The sequence below is a fragment of the Shimia sp. W99 genome (genome assembly GCF_053851455.3).
On sequence record NZ_JBSQBU020000001.1, the window covers coordinates 2959666 to 2978874 of the forward strand.

The following is a 19209-nucleotide window of genomic DNA, read 5'->3' on the forward strand; positions in this document are numbered from 1 at the left end:
CATGAAGATCGTTGCCGACCCGATTGACCGCCTTTTGCTGGATGATTTCCAGCGTGATTTCCCGATCACCGCGCGCCCCTTTGCCGAGCTGGCCAAGGCGCTGGAGATTACCGAGGACGACGTGCTCGACCGCCTGTCCAAGATGCAGAATAGCGGACGGATCACGCGGGTCGGCGCGACCTGCGCGCCCAACACCGTGTCGGCCAGCACGCTGGCCGCCGTGGCGGCACCAGATGAGCGGATCGAAGAGGTTGCTGCGATCATCGGACAGGAACCGGGTGTGAACCACTCCTACGAGCGTGAAGATGAATGGAACCTGTGGTTCGTTGCCACCGGGCCTGACCGCGCCCATGTGGATGCATCGCTGGCGCGGATCGAGGAACGTACGGGCCTGCGTGTTCTGGCTCTGCGCCTCGTGCGGCCCTTCAATGTCGATCTCGGCTTCCGCCTCAATGGTGGCGAGGGGACACGCGGTGCACCTCCCGCGGCAAAACAGGCCGATTGTTCCGCGCTGCGCCCGGGTGATCAGGACATCCTGCAACTTCTGACCAAAGGCATGCCGATCGTGGCTCAACCCTATGCCGCCCTTGCCGAAACGCTGAACCGCAGCGAGGCCAGCGTGCTTGAACGCGTTGATCGACTGGTAGACTCTGGCATCATTGCCCGACTTGGCGTGATCGTGCGGCACCGCGCGCTGGGATGGCGCAGCAATGCCATGGTGGTCTGGGATCTGTCGCCCGACCAAATTACGGTGGCGGGCCCGAAACTGGCCGCTCAGCCAGGCGTGACCCTGTGCTACGAACGCACGCCCGTCGAGGGCGTCTGGCCCTACCGCCTATACTCCATGATTCATGCCCGCAGCCGTGGCGAGGCGCTGGAAGCGCTGGAAAACGCGGCCAAACTGCCCGAACTGCAAGGGGTACGGCATCAGGCGCTGTTTTCCACCCGCTGCTTCAAACAGACCGGCGCAATGATCACCGCCCCCAAGGAGAGCGCAGCATGAGCGAGCTTGACCAACTGGACCGCGACCTGATCAACCGGTTGCAGGATGATCTGTCCTTGGACCATCACCCCTTCAAGGTTTTGGCCAAGGAGTTCGGGATCACCGAAGACGAGGTGCTCACCCGGATCCGTCAACTGCGCGCCGATGGTGTTCTGACCCGGTTTGGCCCGTTCTTTGATGCCCATGCGATGGGGGGTGACTTTTGCCTGTGCGCCATGGCGATCCCGGAAGACGACTTTGAAACCGTGCTAACCAAAGTCAATGCGCGCCCCGAGGTTGCGCATAATTATGAACGTACGCATCGGTTGAACATGTGGTTCGTGCTGGCCTGTGAAACGCCAGAAGCGATCGGACAGGTGGCCGAAGAGATCGAACAGGACACCGGGTACAGGGTACTCCAGTTTCCCAAGCTTCAGGAATTCTACATCGGGTTTCGGGTTGCCGCATGACACTTGACGCTACAGACCGCCGCATCGTTGAAGCCCTTCAAGGGGGGCTGCCGCTTGTCCCGGCGCCTTATGCCAAGGTGGCCTCGGAGCTCGCCATTCCAGAAGGCGAACTCACCAAACGTTTGCAGGCGATGAAAGACAGCGGCGTGATCCGCCGGATCGCCGCCGCACCGAACCACTACAAGCTTGGCATGACCGCCAATGGCATGACCGTCTGGGACGTTCAGGATGATCGCCTGGCCGAGCTTGGCGCACAGATCGGTGCCCTGCCTTTTGTCACCCATTGCTACGAGCGTCCGCGCGCGCTTCCTGACTGGCCTTACAACCTGTTTGCCATGGTGCACGGGTCTTCCAAGGACGAGGTCGAGGAAAAACGCCAGCAGATCGTGGCCCTTCTGGGCGATGCGCTGCGGGGCTGTGACACGCTCTATTCCACCCGGATTCTGAAAAAGACGGGGCTTCGGCTTCGTAAGAAAGGGGACTGATATGTTCCGCCTCACCGAATACATGCACCAGCTGGTCAAGCCGACACCCGCGCGGCACCGCAACCCCGATCGCGCCGTGAAGCCGGTGGTGATCTGGAACCTGACCCGGCGCTGCAATCTCAAATGCCGCCATTGCTATACCGTTTCGGCGGATGTGAACTTCCCCGGCGAACTGTCCGAGCAACAGGCGTTCGACACGCTTGAGGATCTGGGTCAGTTCAAGGTCCCGGCGATCATCCTGTCGGGTGGCGAGCCGCTGGACAGCCCCTATCTTTTCCCGCTGGCGGAACGGGCGCGCAAGCTGACCCGCGTTCTGGCATTGTCGACCAATGGCACCAAGATCCACGGCGAAACCGCCGACCGCGTGACCGAGATCGGCTTCAACTATGTTGGTATTTCCATCGACGGGATCGGCGCGACCAATGACTGGTTCCGCGGTGTCGATGGCGCATTTGACGATGCCGTGCGCGGCGTGCGCGAGCTCAAGAAACGCGATGTGCGCGTGGGTCTGCGCTTTTGCCTGACCGAAGGCACACAGCACCACCTGCCCGATCTTCTCAAGCTTTGCGACGACGAGGGCGTGGACAAGTTCTACCTCAGCCACCTTGTCTATGCCGGGCGCGGCGACAAGAACCGGGGCGAGGATGCGCATCACCTGATGACCCGCAAGGGCATGGACCTGTTGCTGGAACGCGCTTGGGAATCTGCCAATGGCGGGCGCGAATTGGATATCGTGACCGGCAACAACGACGCCGACGCGGGCTATTTCCTGCAATGGGCAGCTGAGCGGTTCGACGCCGACAAGGTCGCCCATCTGCGCGACCACCTCGTGGCCTGGGGCGGCAACAGCTCTGGCCTTGGCGTGGCCAATATCGATTTCCTAGGCAAGGTGCATCCTGACACCTACTGGTCGGATTATACCGTCGGCAACGTTAAGACGACGCCGTTTTCCGAGCTTTGGACTGGTGACGATCCGATGCTGGCCACCCTGCGCACCCGGCCGCGCCCCCTGAAGGGCCGTTGCGGCGCCTGCGCGATCAAGGATGTCTGTGGCGGCAACACCCGCATCCGCGCATTGCAGGTTACGGGCGATCCGTGGGCCGAAGATCCGGCCTGCTACCTGACAAATTCCGAGATCGGTGTCGATGAGGCCGAACGGCTGAGCGTCACCCCGTTTCGAGGCAAGAAACATGACCCGCAACACCAGTTCTTCTGACCCCTTCGTCGGCGCGCGTTCGGACGCCTACCGCATGAGTATTTTCGGCAAAATGAAGATAGGACGAATGCTGACCACGCTGGCGGCCGTGTTCCTGTCGGGCATGGCGTTTGCCGGAGCCAAGGAGGATTACGCCGAGCATTGTGCCTCGTGCCATGGAGAAGATCGGCTGGGCGGTTCGGGACCGGCGCTGATCCCCGAAACCTTGCGCAAGATCCGAGGGCCGAACCTGGCCGAAGTCATCCTGAACGGGCGCGTAGCGACGCAGATGCCGGCCTTCAATGAAGAGCTGGATCAGGCGCGGGCAGATGCCATTGTCGAACTGCTCAGAACCCCGCTTGAGGCGCTCCCTCCGTGGGGTGAAGCCGAGATCAACGCCAGCCGCGAGATGAACCCGGACTATACGCCGGTGGATGGACCCGTTTGGGATGCAGACCCGATGAACATCACCGTTGTCGTGGAAACGGGGGACCATCACGTCAGTGTTCTGGATGGCGACACGTTCGAGGTACTTGACCGGTTTCCGACGCCTTTTGCCGTGCATGGCGGGCCGAAATACGATCCGACTGGGCGGTATCTGTTCATCATGTCGCGCGATGGCTGGGTGCAGAAATATGACATCTACGCGCTGCAGACCGTCGGTCAGGTGCGCGCAGGGCTAAACAGCCGCAATATCGCGATGTCGAGTGACGGCAAATGGCTGGCCGTGGCCAGCTATCTGCCCAATCTGCTGACCATCCTAAATACCGAAGATTTGACCGTCGCCAAGGTGCAGCCCGTAGTGGGCAAGGATGGCACACCAAGCCGCGTGTCGGCCGTCTATCAGGTGCCGCCGCGCGAAAGCTTTGTGCTGGCGCTCAAGGATGTGCCGGAGATCTGGGAGATCTTTTACGGCAAAAATCCCCCACAATTCGGCTTTGCCCATGACTGGCGCACCGAGGGTCTGGCACACAAGGATATTCCCTTCCCCCTTCGCAAGATCACATTGCCCGATTATCTCGACGATTTCTTCTTTGACCAGACCTATGAATACATCATGGGCGCGTCCCGTGATGGGGCCGAAGGCACCGGCGGGCAGGTCATCGACCTTGTCATCGGTCACAAGATCGCCGATCTCGACCTGCCGGGCATGCCGCATCTGAGTTCGGGCACCACCTGGGAACGTAATGGCACTACCGTGATGGCAACCCCGCACATGCGCGGTGGCGTGGTGTCGGTGATCGACATGTCGACATGGGAAACCATCAAGAAGATCGAAGCCAAAGGGCCGGGGTTCTTTGTGCGCAGCCACGAGAACTCGCGCTATGTCTGGGCCGATGTCTTTTTTGGCCCCAACCGGGATCTTATGCACGTCATCGACAAGCAAAGCCTTGAGATCGTGAAAACGTTGCAACCCGCCGTCGGCAAGACCGTTGCGCATGTCGAATTCACCAAGGATGGGCGTTATGCGCTGGTTTCGATCTGGGAAGACGATGGCGCGGTGATCGTTTATGATGCCGAAACTCTGGAAGAAGTGCGCCGCCTGCCGATGCGCAAACCCTCGGGAAAATACAATGTCTGGAACAAAATCACCTTCTCCGAAGGCACCAGCCACTGAGGCCGACAATGCCGAACCCGTCTATTGGACGGTTCGGCGCCTGTCGCTCTGGTTCTTTGTCTTTGCGTGGGGCGCGGTCGCAATCAACCTGTATTTTATCGGGTTGATGTGGCAGGCGCTGGGCTGGACCGCGCTGGAGCCCGTGATCACAATCCTTCTGGCATTCCCGCTGGCCTTTCCGGCGACCTGGCTCTGCGCCAAATGGATTCGCGGGCTGATGGACGAGGCCGAAAGCTAAACTTACGGATGGGCGGTGTACCGCATGGGATTTCATTGGTTGCCATGTTAGAATTCGAGGGTTCTTAACGCCTGCGCGGGGATCCGATGTTTTCGTTTTTGTGTGATTTCCTTAGGCCATTCACCACTCCGGTCACGCTCGCGACACTTGCAATCACCTTTGCAGCTGCAACTGCGCAAGCCGAAGATCGGCACTTGGCCGGCAACCAGATCGCCAAGGTCACAGAGACCGAAGCAACTGTCGGATTCCGTCACGGGTCATTCATCGTTGCACCGATTCCTTTTTCCAATCCCCTGATCGGGGCCGGTCTGGCGCTTGGAGCGGGATACCTGTTTCAGGCAGATCCGGCCTCGCGAACATCCATGCTCGGGATTGGTGCCATGAAATCGGAAAATGGGAGCGAGGCCCATGGTCTTTCGTTCAAGCTTGCTCTGGACGAGGATCGTTGGACATTCTCCTCGACCTTGGCAGAAGCGAATTTGAACTACGACCTTTTGGCGGGTCCAGTTGCGATTCCGCTTCTGCAGACCGGCAGGTTCGCCAAGGTCCAGCTCGATCGCAAGGTTGCGTCGAATTTCAAGGTCGGGATCCTGGGCAAGTATCTCGACACTGACATTTCCTCGGGAAACCCCAACTTCTCCGGTCTGCCCGGCAACTATCGTCTTCTCGGCGGCCTGACGACCTATAGCCTTGGTCTGGTCGCGGAATATGACACGCGGGACAGCGACCTCTATCCGAAAGACGGCACGCATCTTGTGGCGACCGCATTAGCCAACGAAGTGCAATCTTCCAGCGTGACGGATTATTCCAAGACAACCGCCCTGTTTTCCCACTACACGCCCATTGGCGCGGAAAACGTGCTCGCCCTGCGCGTGGCGGGATGCGGCACGAATGGCAGCGTTCCGTTTTTTGATCTGTGCTCGATTGGCGGGACGGATGCGATGCGTGGGTTCAACCCCACCCAGTATTTGGGTCCACGGCTCCTATCGGCCCAAGCGGAATATCGGCACCGCCTGTCGGATCGATTCGGCTTTGTGGCGTTCGTGGGGGCGGGAAGCGTTGGATCGTCTTTCAATTCACTGGACCGCAGCGGCTATGCCGGAGGGGTGGGAATCCGCTATCGTGTTTCCAAGACGATGCCCGTCAATTTCGCAATCGACATGTCCTACAACGACGAAGGTGACTCCTTGTTGTACATTTCCGTCGGCGAAAGATTCTAGCACTGATTGATAGGACATTTCAAAACGCCGTCCGACATGGAATGGAAGGATTCGGGTCTATGCCCGCTGCGCCAGAATCCCGTTCTTACGCTGTACTTGGCCCTTTGACTTGACCGGAACGCTGCCCAAAAAGCGGAAACCTGCACGACTGTCATTTATGAACTGGTAAATTCGCCTGGCATTGGATATCCATAGGCAAACTTTGTAATAGTATCACATATCATGAACACCCTGACCATTAACTCCCTTGTCTTCCGCTGGCCTAACAGCACGACACCCGTGCTTGATCTGGCTTCGTTTGCGCTCGCCCCTGGCGAGAGCGTTCTTCTCAAAGGTCCCAGCGGTATTGGCAAATCCACCCTTTTGTCGGCAATTGCCGGTGTCGTCGACATTCCAGCCGATGCCATCTCGGTCGCAGGCGCCGACGTGGGCGCGCTGTCCGGCTCTGCGCGCGACAGGTTCCGGGTCGATCACCTTGGCCTTATCTTTCAGGTTTTCAACCTGCTGCCTTGGCTCAACACGCTGGACAACGTGCTGTTGCCCTGCCGATTTTCCAACCGCCGCCGCGATCGCGCCGGACACGACCCGCAAGAGACGGCCCGCGCACTTCTCACGGATCTCGGGCTGGGAGAGCCTGCGCTGATGTCCGCCCCAGCCAGCACGCTCAGCGTTGGTCAGCAGCAACGCGTCGCGGCCGCCCGCGCCCTGATCGGCGCACCGGAACTGATCCTTGCTGATGAACCCACCTCGGCGCTTGATGAGGCCACCAAGCACCAGTTCGTTGAACTGCTGATGCGGGAATGTGCCCAAGCCAACGCCGCGCTTTTGTTCGTCAGTCATGACACCGGGCTTGAGCAACATTTCGACCGGGTTGTCGACTTTCGTGATCTGAACAGGGGGGCATCGGCATGATCTCTCTGGGTATCCAAAGTCTCTGGAACCGGCGTTTTGTCGTCCTGCTTACCGTGTTCTCCATCGCGCTCAGCGTTGCCCTGATCCTTGGCGTCGAGCGTCTGCGCAGCCAGGCAAGGCTGGCTTTTGCAAATTCCGCCTCGGGGATCGACCTGATCGTCGCGCCGCGCGGAAATGACGTACAAATCCTGATGGCCACGGTCTTTGGTGTCGGCTCGACCGGGTCTGGGCTGGACTGGGACACGTTCGAATATGTCTCTGACCTGCCGCAAACCGCTTGGGCCGTACCTGTCATGATGGGCGACAACCATCGCGGCTACCCGGTGATCGGCACCAGCCCGGCCTATTTCGAACATTTCCGACATTCCAACGGGCAGGAGCTTCGTTTTGCCTCCGGTCATGCTTTTGAGGATGCACATGACGCTGTGATCGGGGCCGAAATCGCTGCCGAGTTCGGCTATGCACCGGGCACCGAGATCATCAACGCCCATGGCAGCGGATCGGTGGCCTTTCACAAGCATGATGAAGCCCCGTTTACCGTATCCGGTGTTCTTGCCAAAACCGGAACGGCGGTGGACCGCATGGTTCTTATCTCGCTCGACGGATTTGACGCGCTGCATCAGGACGAAGCCCCCGGTGAAAGCGATCCGTTCGAAACCCTGGGCACTGACTCCGCGCCTACTGAACCGACATCGGATCACGATCACGACGACCATGCGCACGACGCGCATGAAGTCCGTGTCGAAGCTGATCCTGACGAACACGCGCACGACACGCATGAAGAACACTCCGACGCGGATCATAGCAAGCATGAAAAGGATGCGCACGAGCGCCACACCGAAGCCGACCATGACGAACACGCGGGCCATGCGCATGAAGAGCACGGCCATGAACCCGAGCAGATCAACGCGATCTATGTGGGTCTCAAATCAGCCTCGGGCATTCTTGGCGTACAACGCGCCCTGAACGAAACCGCACCCGAACCTTTGTCGGCTGTCATGCCCAACGTCGCCCTGTTGCAACTCTGGTCGATCACCGGCACCGCCGAAGGAGCCCTGCGCATCATGGCAGCGGCCGTGGCCGTGGCGGGCATGGTGGGTATGGTGGTGATGCTGTCCGCAGCGCTTGAATCCCGCCGCCGCGAATTCGCCATCCTACGTTCTGTGGGCGCCACGCCGGGCACGATCTTTGGCCTGATCGTTCTAGAAGCGGTGCTAGTCACCCTTGGCGGCCTTGCGATTGGCCTCGCGCTCCTGACAATCGGCGCATTGTTGGCCGACCCCGTGCTTTCGGCGAACTTCGGCTTTCGCATGGGCGCGGCCCTGTCACTTCCACGCGAGGGGCTTTTGATCCTCGCGGTTTTCTGCTTTGGTTTCCTGGCCAGCCTACTGCCTGCACTGCGTGTCTATCGCATGACGCTGGCGGACGGCTTGACCATGCGCCTATAGGAGTTGGAACGACAATGCGCTTTGCCACCGCGACGGCCTGTGTTCTTGCACTGGGTTCCACAACGATAGCCTTTGCCGCCGAACCCACAGAGATTCAGTGGAACACGCTGATCCCGGCAGCTGAGCCTTATGACAACCCTTTTGCAGATCTGGACCAAGCCGACATTCGGTCCCTGGCCAAGCTTCTGCGCCTCGAAGCCCTGCTGGAAGACAAGGAAGACCCCCAGATTCGCGCCGAAGCGACCGAATTGCGTGCGGGCCTGATCGAACGGGGGCTCGACGTGGACGCACTGTTCGCACAGCGCCTCGTGATCATGGAAAAGCGGATCAACGCAGCCCGCTCACCCAATCCCGAGATTCTGGGGCAATCTGTACGCCTGCCTGGCTACATCCTGCCTCTTGAATTCAAGGGCGAAGAAGCGGTCGAATTTCTTCTCGTCCCGACAGTCGGTGCCTGTATCCACACCCCGCCGCCAGATGCCAACCAGATCGTACACGTCACTTACCCCAAGGGAATCAAGGTCGACGGCATGTTCGAACCGGTCTGGATCGCGGGCCAGATGCAGTCAGAGTTTGCAACTGAAAACCTCTACATGGTGGATGGCACCACGGAAGTGGAGATCACCTACCAGATGTCAGCGGATCTCGTTGAACCTTACAGGTGACTCATGAAAAAACCCCGCTAGGCAGCGCCGCGCGGGGTTTTTTGCATTAGGCTGCTTCGAAACGGCTCAGGTCTTGGCCGCTTCCTTTGCCATTGAGTCGGACTCTTCGGTATCCTGCTCAGCAGATGTCTCCTGTTCGGCCACGCTGGCTTCGACGACGTCCAACTCGTCTTCTTCAGCAACAGTTTCGGCCTCTTCTTCCGAGTGATCCTCAAGCGCGCCAACGATCAGCGGCAGCATCTCGACACCTGTGCCAGCACCAGCTTCGGTCTGCGGCGGAGCAACCCAACTCAGCGTGTCAAAGCTGTGGCAGTTTTCACAGGTCGGCACCCATTCCGAATGGATGTTGTGGCACTTGTCACAAACCCATTGCGGCCCGCGCGGCGCAGTGAGCGCCTTGGCAAGGAAGCCTTTCACAACCGCGTCCGACGCACCTTCTCCCCGTTCGACCGCCGCCATGATGGTCAACGACCGCTGGGTTGGGTCGGTTTCGTACAGATCGCCCAGCGCACGGCGTGCGCCTGGGAAATCCTCGGCCGCGATATGCAGCTCTGCCATGAGCATTTTGGCCTCAGCGTGATCCGGGTTGCCCTTGATCAGCCCCTTGAACCGCTTGATCCGCGCATGGGGCGTCTCGTCCGGCTCGATCGCGGCAAATGCTGCGGCCAGATCGGGATGCGGCTGAGCATCCCATGTCTTTTTCAGCAACCTGGTCGCATTGCGCGGCTTGCCCTGCGCTATATAGCCCCGCGCCGCCATGACAGCCGCCGGAATCAGGTCGGGCGACAGACGATTTGCCTCGATCGCGCGCTCGCGCGCCTCGATCGAGTTTTCTTCGTTCACGACGTCCTTGGCCTCGCCCAGCGCCAGCACCGCGTCGCGGCGGCGATGCACGTCACGCGGCAGGGTGCCATGCTTCAACTTGGCATTCAGCGTCCCACGCGCCCCGCTCCAGTCCTTGGTCTCGGTCTGAAGCCGCAGCAGCATATCCTGCACTTCCTCGTGGCGTGGTTTAAGCGCGAATGCGGTCTCTGCCAGCTTGAGCGCAACATCCGTCTTGCCCTCGTCGAGCTTCTGTTTCATCAGGCCGCGCACCCCGACAAACCGCGTGCTTTCGTCCTTGAGAAGTGTCTTGTAGACCTCTTCCGCCTTGCGCTTGTCGCCGCTCATCTCTGCGGCCTGCGCGGTGATCAGATTGGTCAGCTCCGGCTGCTTGAGGTATTTCTCGGCCTTGCGCGCTTTGTCCATGGCAATGCGCCCTTCGCCCGAGGCCAGCGCCATCAACCCGTCTGCCAGAGCCTGATAGCCTTTGCGCTCACGGTTGCGGTCGAAATAGCGGCTGATCGCGGTTTCGTCCCCGTTCAGGAACTTGAGCACCGCCACCAGAAGCGCGGCCAGCTTGATCGCCAGCCAGACAATCGCAACGAGCGCAACAAGCGCCAGCACCGCCTGGAACGGACCCAGCGAGTATTCGACCCCGGCAACCGTGATCATGACCCCGCCTTCGCTTTCCAGCAGATAGACGGAACCATAGGTCAGACCGGCAATGACGGCGACAAAGACAAGAATTTTAATCAATGACCAGAGCATGGAATGACCTTCAGTTGCTGTTCAGGCTTTGCGCCAGTTCTTCGGCGGCCGTGGTGGCTGCCAAACGGATTTCTGCAGAGGCGCGCCACTCTGCCATGACCGATTTCGGGCCTTCTGCCAGTGTATCCAACTCCGCCAGCCCATCCGCCAGCCGCCCTTCACGCATGGCCGCCTCGACCCGACTCAGTATGGCGTCTGTGTCCGTGCCTTCCTTGGGTTCGACCGACCGCGCGCCCAGATGCGATTTCAGGAATTCGCCCAGCTTGTTGCCCTTGCCTTCATCCACCTTCTCGGCCCGCGCCTGCGCAAGGGCGGCCCGCGCATGATCGGGATAGGCATCCAACAACGCTGCCATGGTGATCACGCCGTCATCCGCATGGGCTTCAAGGACGTCCGGCACGGTTTTTCCTGTGGCCGACCCATAATCCACGATTGCCGCGCGATATGACGCGCCGGAATCAAGCGCCGCCACGATCCGTGTCACGGCAGAGCGCGCAAGGGCCGCTTGCGCCGACAGGGCGGCGTTATCTTTCAACTCGGCCGCTTCCGCCTTTTGCGCCGCGACCAACTCTTTGAGCTCTTCGACCTCGCGCTCGTAGGCCGCAATGGCTGCCGCCGACAGCCCTTCATTCAGCGGGCGCTTCTCGATATCGGTGAGGCGCTGGTTCAGCGTGGCGACCTGTCCGGCCACCTTTTCGACCCGCGCGCCCAGCGCATTGGCGGTTTCGTTGAGCCCCGCAACACCCAATGTGGCTTCGTGCGCGGCGTTGGCGGTCTCGCCAATCTTGGCCTGGTTGCTTTGCAATTTGGCGATCAGGTCGTCCTGATCTCCGATCTGCTGACGCAGCGAGGCCAGGTCTTCGTCATAGTTCGCGCCAAGCCCCAGCTGATCCCCGAAATAGACCGCAACGCCAAACCCGATCGCCCCGGCAATCACACCGCCGATCACAAGCGGGACAACACCCCCCTTGCGCGGCTCATCGACCGGGGTCGTGGGTGTGTTCGACACGGGCACCGAGACGTCTTCGGCGGGTTCCTCGACAAACTCTTCTTCAATTTCCGTGTCGGGATCGGCCACGTTGTCCCCGGAGTCGTCAGAAGGCTCATCCATTTCGACCGGCGCGTCATCCTCGACGCCTGCGTCTGTTTCCTCGTCCGGCAGATCCACGTCTTCTGGCGGAATATCTTCGATGATTACGGCGTCGTGAATCTCATCAATTTTCGGCGCCTCCGCCTCAATCTTGTCTTCTGCCGGTTTGTCGGTCTTGTCGGAGTTGCCCACCAGTCACCCTTTCGAATCCGGTCTGAATATAACTTTCACCCAACAACTTAGGCGAGGACACCCGCGTCCTCAATGCGTCAGTCTGCACCCAACCGCGCCAAAATGGCACCTATCATGGCGTCCGCCGTCGGTTCCGCCGCAACGTCAATACGCGCAACACCTGCTTTGGCCAGAATATCGGCAACTGCGGTGCTGATCGCGATTCCGACCAACGGGGCGCGAAATGACCCCTCTGCAAGAAATGTCTCGGCACTTCTTGGCGAAAAAAGCGGCACCAATACAGGGGAGTTTCCCGACAGAAGCCGCCGCGCCTCCGGTCCGAGAGGTTCGGTTGTCTGTCGATAGACGACCGTCTCTGATGTTTCGATCCCCGCCGTGCTCAACCGTTGGGCCAGATCGCCGCGCGCGTGCTCCCCGCGTAGATGTAGCAGGCGGCCGTGGGGCGCATCGGCCAAAACCCGCTTGTAAAGCGCCTCGGCATCGCCCCCCGCAGATATAGCCTGCCATCCGGCGCGGGCCGCAGCCGCCGCTGTCGCATCGCCGACGCACCAGGCCGGCAAACTCCGCCCCTCAACAGCGGCCACTCCATTCATCGACGTAAACAGCACCCCGCGCAGACCCTCCGGCAGCGATACCGCCACAGGGTTGATCCGCATCAGCGGAGACGTCACGATCGGCGCCGTGACACCCGCATCCCTCAATCGCTGCGCGAATTTGCGCGACGCGGGGGCGGGCCGGGTCAACAGGATCGTGGGACAAGTGCCGTTCATGAGAAGCGCCGGGATTGTTTGAGCCGCCATCCGGTGTTACCTGCCATAAGACATTGGCGCAACGACAAGGATCAAGACAGCCCATGACAGGCACCCTGACCATTCTCGGGCTTGAAAGCAGCTGTGATGATACCGCCGCCGCCATCATCCGCCAGTCCGGCACCCAAGCGCCCGAAATTCTGGCCTCGGTCGTGCATGGACAAACGGACCTGCACGCCCCGTTCGGCGGCGTTGTCCCGGAAATTGCCGCCCGCGCCCACGCCGAAAAGCTCGACATCTGTATCGAAGAGGCGCTCTTGGCCTCCGGCCTGTCCCTGTCCGAAATCGACTCCATCGCCGTGACCGCCGGACCGGGGTTGATCGGCGGCGTACTTTCGGGCGTGATGTGCGCCAAGGGGCTGGCGACCGGGTTGGGTATCCCACTGATCGGGGTCAACCATCTTGCCGGTCACGCCCTCACCCCGCGCCTGACGGATCAGGTGGCTTTTCCCTACCTGATGCTTCTGGTCTCGGGCGGGCATTGCCAGTTCCTGATCGTCCATGGACCCGAACGCTTTTCCCGTCTTGGCGGCACGATCGACGACGCCCCCGGCGAAGCCTTTGACAAGACCGCGCGCCTTCTGGGGCTGCCCCAGCCCGGCGGCCCTTCGGTACAGGCCGAAGCGGAAAAGGGTGATCCGAAACGCTTTCGTTTCCCCCGCCCGCTGCTCGACCGGCCCGGATGCGACATGTCCTTCTCGGGTCTGAAAACCGCCCTGTTGCGCGCCCGCGACGCGGTGATTGCCGAAAAGGGTGGACTGACGAAACAGGACCGCGCGGATCTCTGCGCCGGGTTTCAGGCCGCGGTGGTCGATGTGCTGGCAGAAAAAACCCGTCGCGCGCTTGACCTGTACCTTGCGGAACACCCCGGCGAACCCGTCCTTGCCGTCGCAGGCGGCGTGGCCGCAAATACGGCCATTCGGGCAGGGTTAGAGACTGTTTGTGGCGAAAACGGCACCACCTTCACCGCCCCCCCCCTGCGGCTATGTACCGACAACGCGGCGATGATTGCCTATGCCGGGCTGGAACGGTTCCTCGCAGGCGATCATGACGACATGACCCTGTCTGCCCGCCCGCGCTGGCCACTGGACAAAACAGCACCCGCCCTTCTGGGCAGCGGCAAGAAGGGGGCCAAGGCATGAGTATCGCTGTCATTGGCGCGGGCGCATTTGGCACTGCACTTGCCATCTCCATCGCGCGCGGCGGCGCCGACGTGAGTCTTTGGGCGCGAGACACCAGCGCGTTGCAATCTACTCGCCAAAGCCCCCGCCTTCCAGGTGTCACGCTGCCGGAATCAGTCTCTATTACAGGGAATCTGGCACAATCCGCCTTAGCAGATACACTCCTGCTGGCGACTCCGATGCAGAGCCTTTCCACGGTACTGGATCAATTTGACACCCCTCTCTCTGGCAAGGCGCTGGTTGCCTGCTGCAAGGGCATTGACCTGAACACGCTCACCGGCCCAGCCGAAGTGCTCTCACGGCTCAAACCCGAGGCCACGCCCGCGATCCTGACAGGTCCCAGCTTTGCCGCCGATATTGCACGTGGCCTGCCCACCGCACTGACGCTCGCCTGCGAAGACGAGGCTACCGGCCAATCTTTGCAACATCAGCTCGCCACCCCAACCCTTCGGCTCTATCGCAGCACTGACGTCATAGGAGCCGAACTGGGTGGCGCGCTCAAGAACGTCATCGCCATCGCCTGTGGTGCCTGTATCGGCCAAGGCATGGGCGACAGCGCCCGCGCCGCCCTGATGACCCGTGGTTTTGCCGAGATGACGCGTCTGGCGATCCATCTCGGCGCGCGGCCTGAGACCCTCTCGGGCCTGTCCGGCATGGGCGACCTCGCCCTGACCTGCATGTCCGAACAGTCGCGCAACTACCGCTTTGGCCTTGCTCTTGGCCAAGAGAAGCCCTTTGATCCCACGATCACTGTCGAAGGCGCCAAAACTGCCGAGGCCGTGGCCCGGCTCGCCCAGCAGATCGGCCTTGATATGCCGATCTGCCAAATGGTCCACCAGCTTTCCACCGGCACGGTCAGCGTGACCGACGCCATCCGCACACTTCTGTCCCGACCCCTCAAGGAGGAATAACCCATGCGTATCGCTCTTATTGCCAAGGACAAACCCGGCGCGCTTGATATCCGCAAGGCCAACCGTGACGCCCATGTGGCCTACCTCAAATCCAGCGGCGACACCGTGGAAACCGCCGGACCCTTTCTTGATGACGATGGCAACATGTGCGGTTCACTGATCATCCTGAACGTCGAAGACATGGCCGAAGCCCAAACCTGGGCGGCAAACGACCCATACAAGGCAGCCGACCTCTTTGCATCGGTCGAGCTCATCGCCTGGAACAAGGTCCTGGGCTGATGCGCTATTGGCTTTTCAAATCCGAGCCTTCGACCTGGAGCTGGCAAAACCAGATCGACAAGGGCGACGCGGGCGAAGAGTGGGACGGCGTGCGCAACTACCAGGCGCGCAACTTCATGCGCGAGATGGCCGTTGGTGACCAGGGTTTCTTTTATCACAGCCAGAAAGAGAAATCCGTGGTCGGTGTTGTCGAGGTCATCGCCGAGGCCCACCCGGACAGCACCACCGACGATGAGCGCTGGGAATGCGTCGATATCAAGGCACTGAAGACCATGCCCAAGCCCGTATCGCTCGACATGATCAAGGCCGATCCGCGTCTGGCAGAGATGGTTCTGGTCAAAAACTCGCGCCTGTCGGTGCAGCCCGTGACAGAAGAGGAATGGGCGATCATCTGCGAAATCGGCGGTATGCAAGGCTGACAAATCGGGCATAGTTGCGCCAGGACCAATTGATCGGGAAACGAACCCATGGAAATTGCGATTGTCTTGGCCGCTGCGTTGGCCTCATATATTTTTGGCGCGATCTGGTACATGGCGCTGTCACAAGCCTGGATGAAAGCTGCCGGCGTCGAAGTTGGCGAAGACGGCCGCCCCGCCAACACAGGTAGCGCCATGCCGTATGTCGCGGCCTTCATCTGCGCCCTGCTTGTAGCAGGAATGATGCGGCATGTGTTTTCGCTCTCGGGGATAGAAACCGTTGGCGCGGGCTTTACCGCCGGGCTGGGCATCGGCCTTTTCCTCGCCGCGCCGTGGCTGGTCACCAACTATGCCTTTGCCGGGCGAAACCGGACACTGATGCTGATCGACGGGGGATATGCCGCAATTGGCTGCACCATCATGGGTGTCGTGCTGACCCTTCTTTGAGCCGAAAATAAAAACGGGGGCCCGGCGAAACAACCGGAACCCCCGTACCCCACGTGTTCCCTAACCACCACACGTGAATTCTAATAAGGTTCCGGCCATCCTGGCCCGGTACATTTAATTTACCGCTCGATCCGAGTCGCGGCAAATGCCAAGTACCTAAAATCAATGTCGAAATGAAAACGCCCGGACCGAGGGGACCGGGCGCTGCGCATGAAGTGATTTAAAGCAGGATCAGCCGTAGATGGCTTCCTTGCCGAAATGCTTGGTCAGCATGTAATAGACAACCGCACGATACTTGTTGCGCTCGGACCGGCCATAGGTCTCGATCACGGCATTGATCCCTTCCATGAGCTCGGGCCCATCCGACAGGCCCAGCTTCTTGATCAGAAAGTTGGACTTGACCGTTTCCAGCTCGCTGTCCTGAGACGCGGCAACGGTCGAGGCATCATCATTGTAGATCGCCGGACCACATCCGATCGTCACCTTGGTCAGCAGGTCCATATCCGGGTTCATCCCGCACTTGTTCCTGAGATCGTCCGCATATTTTGCAATCAGATCGTCACGTTTGCCCATGTGTTTTCTCCCTTTCACCGGCCAAAACTGCACCGCCGCAGTCGCGACCGTGGTTCACGATCAGGTTAGGCATCTCGCTGAACGACACAAAGGGGGAATCGAACAAGGTTTTCCCCCGGGCCGTCTATTTGGGAAACAGGAATGTCATAACCAGACGCCCCCCCCAGCCAGATGGCCCGCCAGGAGCGGAGTCGACATAACGGCGCACCCCAAGTCCAAGGCTGACCGGGCGGTTACCAAACTTGACCAGCTTGCTCACAATCACGTTGATCGGCACCGACGCCTGGTCCGTGTTCCAGTCATAGGTCGACTCGGAATTGATCGTATAGGTCCAGTTATTGTTGCCAGCATAGGCAAGGAATGGCTGGAAGAAGGTCGCATTGATACTTGCCGGTCCGCTGACATCCCAGATGTGATTGGCAAGCGCGCCATAGGTCCAACGCCCAGTCTGCTTGAGCGCAACCCCGGTGATGCCCGCCCCGAATGTGTCTGCGCCTAACGCGTTATCTGTGGCCGTCGGCAATAGGAAAACCGGCCCGACACCCCAGATCAACCCATTCGCTGTGGGACGCGATGGCGAAAAGAAGAAGCTTTGCACAACGTCGCCAATCCCTGACTGGCTTGTCCCACCAATGACGTTGTCCTGAGAAATCACCGGTAAAATAGTGCGTGAGATCAAGTTCCAGTCTGGAGAAAGCGCGATTGGCACGACCGGCTGGATGTTGAACGTAAAACGGCTGCCATTGCCAGCCCCTTGACCCTCGTCATAGTTCAGCTGGAAAGGCAGGCTGATCAGGTCGGACACCGGGTTGGACAATTGCTGTCCAAGATCTGCACCCTCATCCGCCGTCGCCGCGATACCCAGCGCCCAAATAGCTGCCGCAATGCTCAAAACTCTTTTCATGGCCAATCCACCCAAGGCTTGTATCTCCGCCACCCTAATACGGTTGCCGATTCCCGGCGACCACAATTCTGCTTAAAATAGAGAACCCGGCCAGATGCTGGCCGGGTTCTCTTTTTCATGCTCTTAGGTGGAGTTCAGTAACGATAGTGCTCAGGCTTGAACGGCCCATCAACTGAAACACCGATATAATCCGCCTGGCCCTGCTGCAGCTTGGTCAGCTTGGCGCCGATCTTGTCCAGGTGCAGCCGCGCAACCTTTTCATCCAGATGCTTGGGCAGAATATACACTTCGTTCTCGTACTGGTCGCCTTTGGTGAACAGCTCGATCTGTGCCAGAACCTGGTTGGTAAAAGACGCTGACATCACGAACGAAGGATGACCAGTGGCGTTACCAAGGTTCAAGAGACGGCCCTCGGACAAGAGGATCATGCGGTTGCCCGAGGGCATCTCGATCATGTCCACCTGTTCCTTGATGTTGGTCCACTTGTGGTTCTTGAGGTTCGCGACCTGAATTTCGTTGTCGAAGTGGCCGATATTGCCGACGATGGCCATGTCCTTCATCTCGCGCATATGCTCGATGCGGATCACGTCCTTGTTGCCGGTGGTGGTGATGAAGATATCCGCTGTCGACACTTCATCTTCCAGCGTGGTCACTTCGAACCCGTCCATCGCCGCCTGAAGTGCGCAGATCGGGTCAACCTCGGTCACCTTCACGCGCGCACCCGCACCGCGCAGCGACGCGGCAGAGCCCTTGCCCACATCGCCATAGCCACAGACGACGGCAACCTTACCCGCCATCATAGTGTCGGTGGCGCGGCGAATACCGTCCACGAGGCTCTCTTTGCAGCCATACTTGTTGTCGAATTTCGACTTGGTCACGCTGTCATTCACGTTGATCGCCGGGAAGGGCAGATGCCCCTTTTCCATCATCTGATAGAGGCGATGCACGCCCGTAGTGGTTTCTTCGGTCACACCCTGGATCATGTGGCGCTGCTTCACGAACCAGCCGGGGCTTTCCTTGAGCCGCTTCTTGATCTGCGCAAACAGCGCAACCTCTTCCTCGGATTGCGGGTTTTCGATGATATCCGTCTCACCCTCTTCGACGCGCGCGCCCAGCAGGATATAGAGCGTGGCGTCCCCACCATCATCGAGGATCATGTTGCAGCCACCCTCTTCGAACATGAAGATGCGATCCGCATAATCCCAGTATTCTTCCAGCGTTTCGCCCTTGATCGCGAACACCGGCACGCCCGACGCCGCAATCGCCGCCGCGGCGTGGTCTTGCGTCGAGAAGATGTTGCACGAAGCCCAGCGCACATCCGCGCCCAGCGCCACCAGTGTTTCGATCAGAACGGCGGTCTGGATCGTCATATGCAGCGACCCGGCAATCCGCGCACCCTTCAAGGGTTTGCTGTCGCCGTATTCCTCGCGCAGCGCCATCAGGCCCGGCATCTCGGTTTCGGCAATATCCAGTTCCTTGCGGCCAAACTCTGCAAGGCTGATGTCTTTCACGATATAGTCGGTCGCCATTGCGCCCTGCTCCTTTGATCCGTGGATTTGAGGGGACAGATAACATCGACCACCG

The 19209-nt window shown here is 60.0% G+C and carries 21 protein-coding genes; 15 read left to right on the plus strand and 6 right to left on the minus strand.

All coding sequences use genetic code 11. From position 1 onward, the window contains the following. The first annotated feature begins 1 nt into the window (after window position 1). The 10 genes from ahbB (ACS3QZ_RS14425) (at window position 2) to ACS3QZ_RS14470 (ending at window position 9233) form a co-directional block, all read left to right on the plus strand. Entirely contained in the window at window positions 2-1003 is a 1002-nt protein-coding gene (ahbB, locus tag ACS3QZ_RS14425; RefSeq protein ID WP_456038467.1) for a siroheme decarboxylase subunit beta, read from the plus strand. Then, complete coding sequence (locus ACS3QZ_RS14430; protein ID WP_456038468.1) at window positions 1000-1452, plus strand: Lrp/AsnC family transcriptional regulator; 453 nt, start codon at window positions 1000-1002, stop codon at window positions 1450-1452. The genes ahbB (ACS3QZ_RS14425) and ACS3QZ_RS14430 overlap by 4 nt, the downstream gene beginning before the upstream one ends. Next, window positions 1449-1937, plus strand: coding sequence for a siroheme decarboxylase subunit beta (gene ahbB / locus ACS3QZ_RS14435; RefSeq protein WP_456038469.1), 489 nt, complete (start codon window positions 1449-1451; stop codon window positions 1935-1937). The genes ACS3QZ_RS14430 and ahbB (ACS3QZ_RS14435) overlap by 4 nt, the downstream gene beginning before the upstream one ends. A gap of 1 nt (window position 1938) precedes the next feature. Beyond that, window positions 1939-3153: a heme d1 biosynthesis radical SAM protein NirJ gene (gene nirJ, locus ACS3QZ_RS14440; protein ID WP_456038471.1), complete on the plus strand. Its 1215-nt coding sequence runs from the start codon at window positions 1939-1941 to the stop codon at window positions 3151-3153. Further along, complete coding sequence (locus ACS3QZ_RS14445) at window positions 3128-4750, plus strand: cytochrome D1 domain-containing protein (RefSeq protein WP_456038472.1); 1623 nt, start codon at window positions 3128-3130, stop codon at window positions 4748-4750. Before nirJ ends, ACS3QZ_RS14445 begins: the two co-directional genes overlap by 26 nt. Continuing rightward, a complete protein-coding gene (locus ACS3QZ_RS14450; RefSeq protein WP_456038473.1) occupies window positions 4707-4988 on the plus strand; it encodes a hypothetical protein in 282 nt (93 codons plus the stop codon). The genes ACS3QZ_RS14445 and ACS3QZ_RS14450 overlap by 44 nt, the downstream gene beginning before the upstream one ends. A gap of 86 nt (window positions 4989-5074) precedes the next feature. Continuing rightward, a complete protein-coding gene (locus tag ACS3QZ_RS14455) occupies window positions 5075-6208 on the plus strand; it encodes a BamA/TamA family outer membrane protein (protein ID WP_456038474.1) in 1134 nt (377 codons plus the stop codon). 222 nt (window positions 6209-6430) lie between these two features. Continuing rightward, window positions 6431-7120, plus strand: coding sequence for an ATP-binding cassette domain-containing protein (locus tag ACS3QZ_RS14460; protein ID WP_456038475.1), 690 nt, complete (start codon window positions 6431-6433; stop codon window positions 7118-7120). Then, window positions 7117-8568, plus strand: coding sequence for an ABC transporter permease (locus tag ACS3QZ_RS14465; protein ID WP_456038476.1), 1452 nt, complete (start codon window positions 7117-7119; stop codon window positions 8566-8568). The genes ACS3QZ_RS14460 and ACS3QZ_RS14465 overlap by 4 nt, the downstream gene beginning before the upstream one ends. Before the next feature lie 14 nt (window positions 8569-8582). Further along, complete coding sequence (locus tag ACS3QZ_RS14470; RefSeq protein WP_456038477.1) at window positions 8583-9233, plus strand: DUF3299 domain-containing protein; 651 nt, start codon at window positions 8583-8585, stop codon at window positions 9231-9233. Between the two features lie 66 nt (window positions 9234-9299). Here the strand turns inward: ACS3QZ_RS14470 and ACS3QZ_RS14475 are convergent, their stop codons facing one another. From ACS3QZ_RS14475 to ACS3QZ_RS14485, 3 genes are all read right to left on the minus strand, one after another. Beyond that, the gene (locus tag ACS3QZ_RS14475) at window positions 9300-10823 is read right to left on the minus strand and encodes a heme biosynthesis protein HemY (RefSeq protein WP_456038478.1); all 1524 of its coding nucleotides are present in this window, start codon (window positions 10821-10823) and stop codon (window positions 9300-9302) included. 10 nt (window positions 10824-10833) lie between these two features. Continuing rightward, window positions 10834-12105 (minus strand): COG4223 family protein, encoded by a 1272-nt coding sequence (locus tag ACS3QZ_RS14480; protein ID WP_456038479.1) that lies wholly within the window; start codon window positions 12103-12105, stop codon window positions 10834-10836. 77 nt (window positions 12106-12182) lie between these two features. Continuing rightward, on the minus strand, window positions 12183-12905 hold the full coding sequence (locus ACS3QZ_RS14485) for a uroporphyrinogen-III synthase (protein ID WP_456038480.1): 723 nt from the start codon (window positions 12903-12905) through the stop codon (window positions 12183-12185). A 53-nt stretch (window positions 12906-12958) separates the two neighbouring features. Here ACS3QZ_RS14485 and tsaD point away from each other — a divergent pair, with 53 nt between their 5' ends. From tsaD to ACS3QZ_RS14510, 5 genes are read left to right on the plus strand one after another with little or no spacing between them, the layout of a single operon-like run. Continuing rightward, complete coding sequence (tsaD, locus tag ACS3QZ_RS14490; protein WP_456038481.1) at window positions 12959-14056, plus strand: tRNA (adenosine(37)-N6)-threonylcarbamoyltransferase complex transferase subunit TsaD; 1098 nt, start codon at window positions 12959-12961, stop codon at window positions 14054-14056. Continuing rightward, complete coding sequence (locus ACS3QZ_RS14495) at window positions 14053-15006, plus strand: NAD(P)H-dependent glycerol-3-phosphate dehydrogenase (protein WP_456038482.1); 954 nt, start codon at window positions 14053-14055, stop codon at window positions 15004-15006. The genes tsaD and ACS3QZ_RS14495 overlap by 4 nt, the downstream gene beginning before the upstream one ends. 3 nt (window positions 15007-15009) lie before the next feature. Next, the gene (locus tag ACS3QZ_RS14500; RefSeq protein ID WP_456038483.1) at window positions 15010-15285 is read left to right on the plus strand and encodes a YciI family protein; all 276 of its coding nucleotides are present in this window, start codon (window positions 15010-15012) and stop codon (window positions 15283-15285) included. Continuing rightward, window positions 15285-15704: an EVE domain-containing protein gene (locus ACS3QZ_RS14505; protein WP_456038484.1), complete on the plus strand. Its 420-nt coding sequence runs from the start codon at window positions 15285-15287 to the stop codon at window positions 15702-15704. The genes ACS3QZ_RS14500 and ACS3QZ_RS14505 overlap by 1 nt, the downstream gene beginning before the upstream one ends. Window positions 15705-15752: 48 nt before the next feature. Next, window positions 15753-16148 carry a DUF1761 domain-containing protein gene (locus ACS3QZ_RS14510; RefSeq protein ID WP_456038485.1) on the plus strand — a complete coding sequence of 132 codons (396 nt, stop codon included), beginning with the start codon at window positions 15753-15755 and terminating at the stop codon, window positions 16146-16148. A 231-nt stretch (window positions 16149-16379) separates the two neighbouring features. Here ACS3QZ_RS14510 and ACS3QZ_RS14515 read toward each other — a convergent pair whose 3' ends face one another. The 3 genes from ACS3QZ_RS14515 to ahcY all read right to left on the minus strand — a co-directional run bounded on the left by ACS3QZ_RS14515 (window position 16380) and on the right by ahcY (window position 19154). Beyond that, window positions 16380-16721, minus strand: coding sequence for a DUF2853 family protein (locus tag ACS3QZ_RS14515; protein ID WP_456038486.1), 342 nt, complete (start codon window positions 16719-16721; stop codon window positions 16380-16382). 124 nt (window positions 16722-16845) lie between these two features. Next, window positions 16846-17625 (minus strand): transporter, encoded by a 780-nt coding sequence (locus tag ACS3QZ_RS14520; protein WP_456038487.1) that lies wholly within the window; start codon window positions 17623-17625, stop codon window positions 16846-16848. Window positions 17626-17759: 134 nt separating this feature from the next. Then, window positions 17760-19154, minus strand: a complete 1395-nt coding sequence (ahcY, locus tag ACS3QZ_RS14525) for an adenosylhomocysteinase (protein WP_456038488.1) — start codon at window positions 19152-19154, stop codon at window positions 17760-17762. Window positions 19155-19209: the final 55 nt, after the last annotated feature.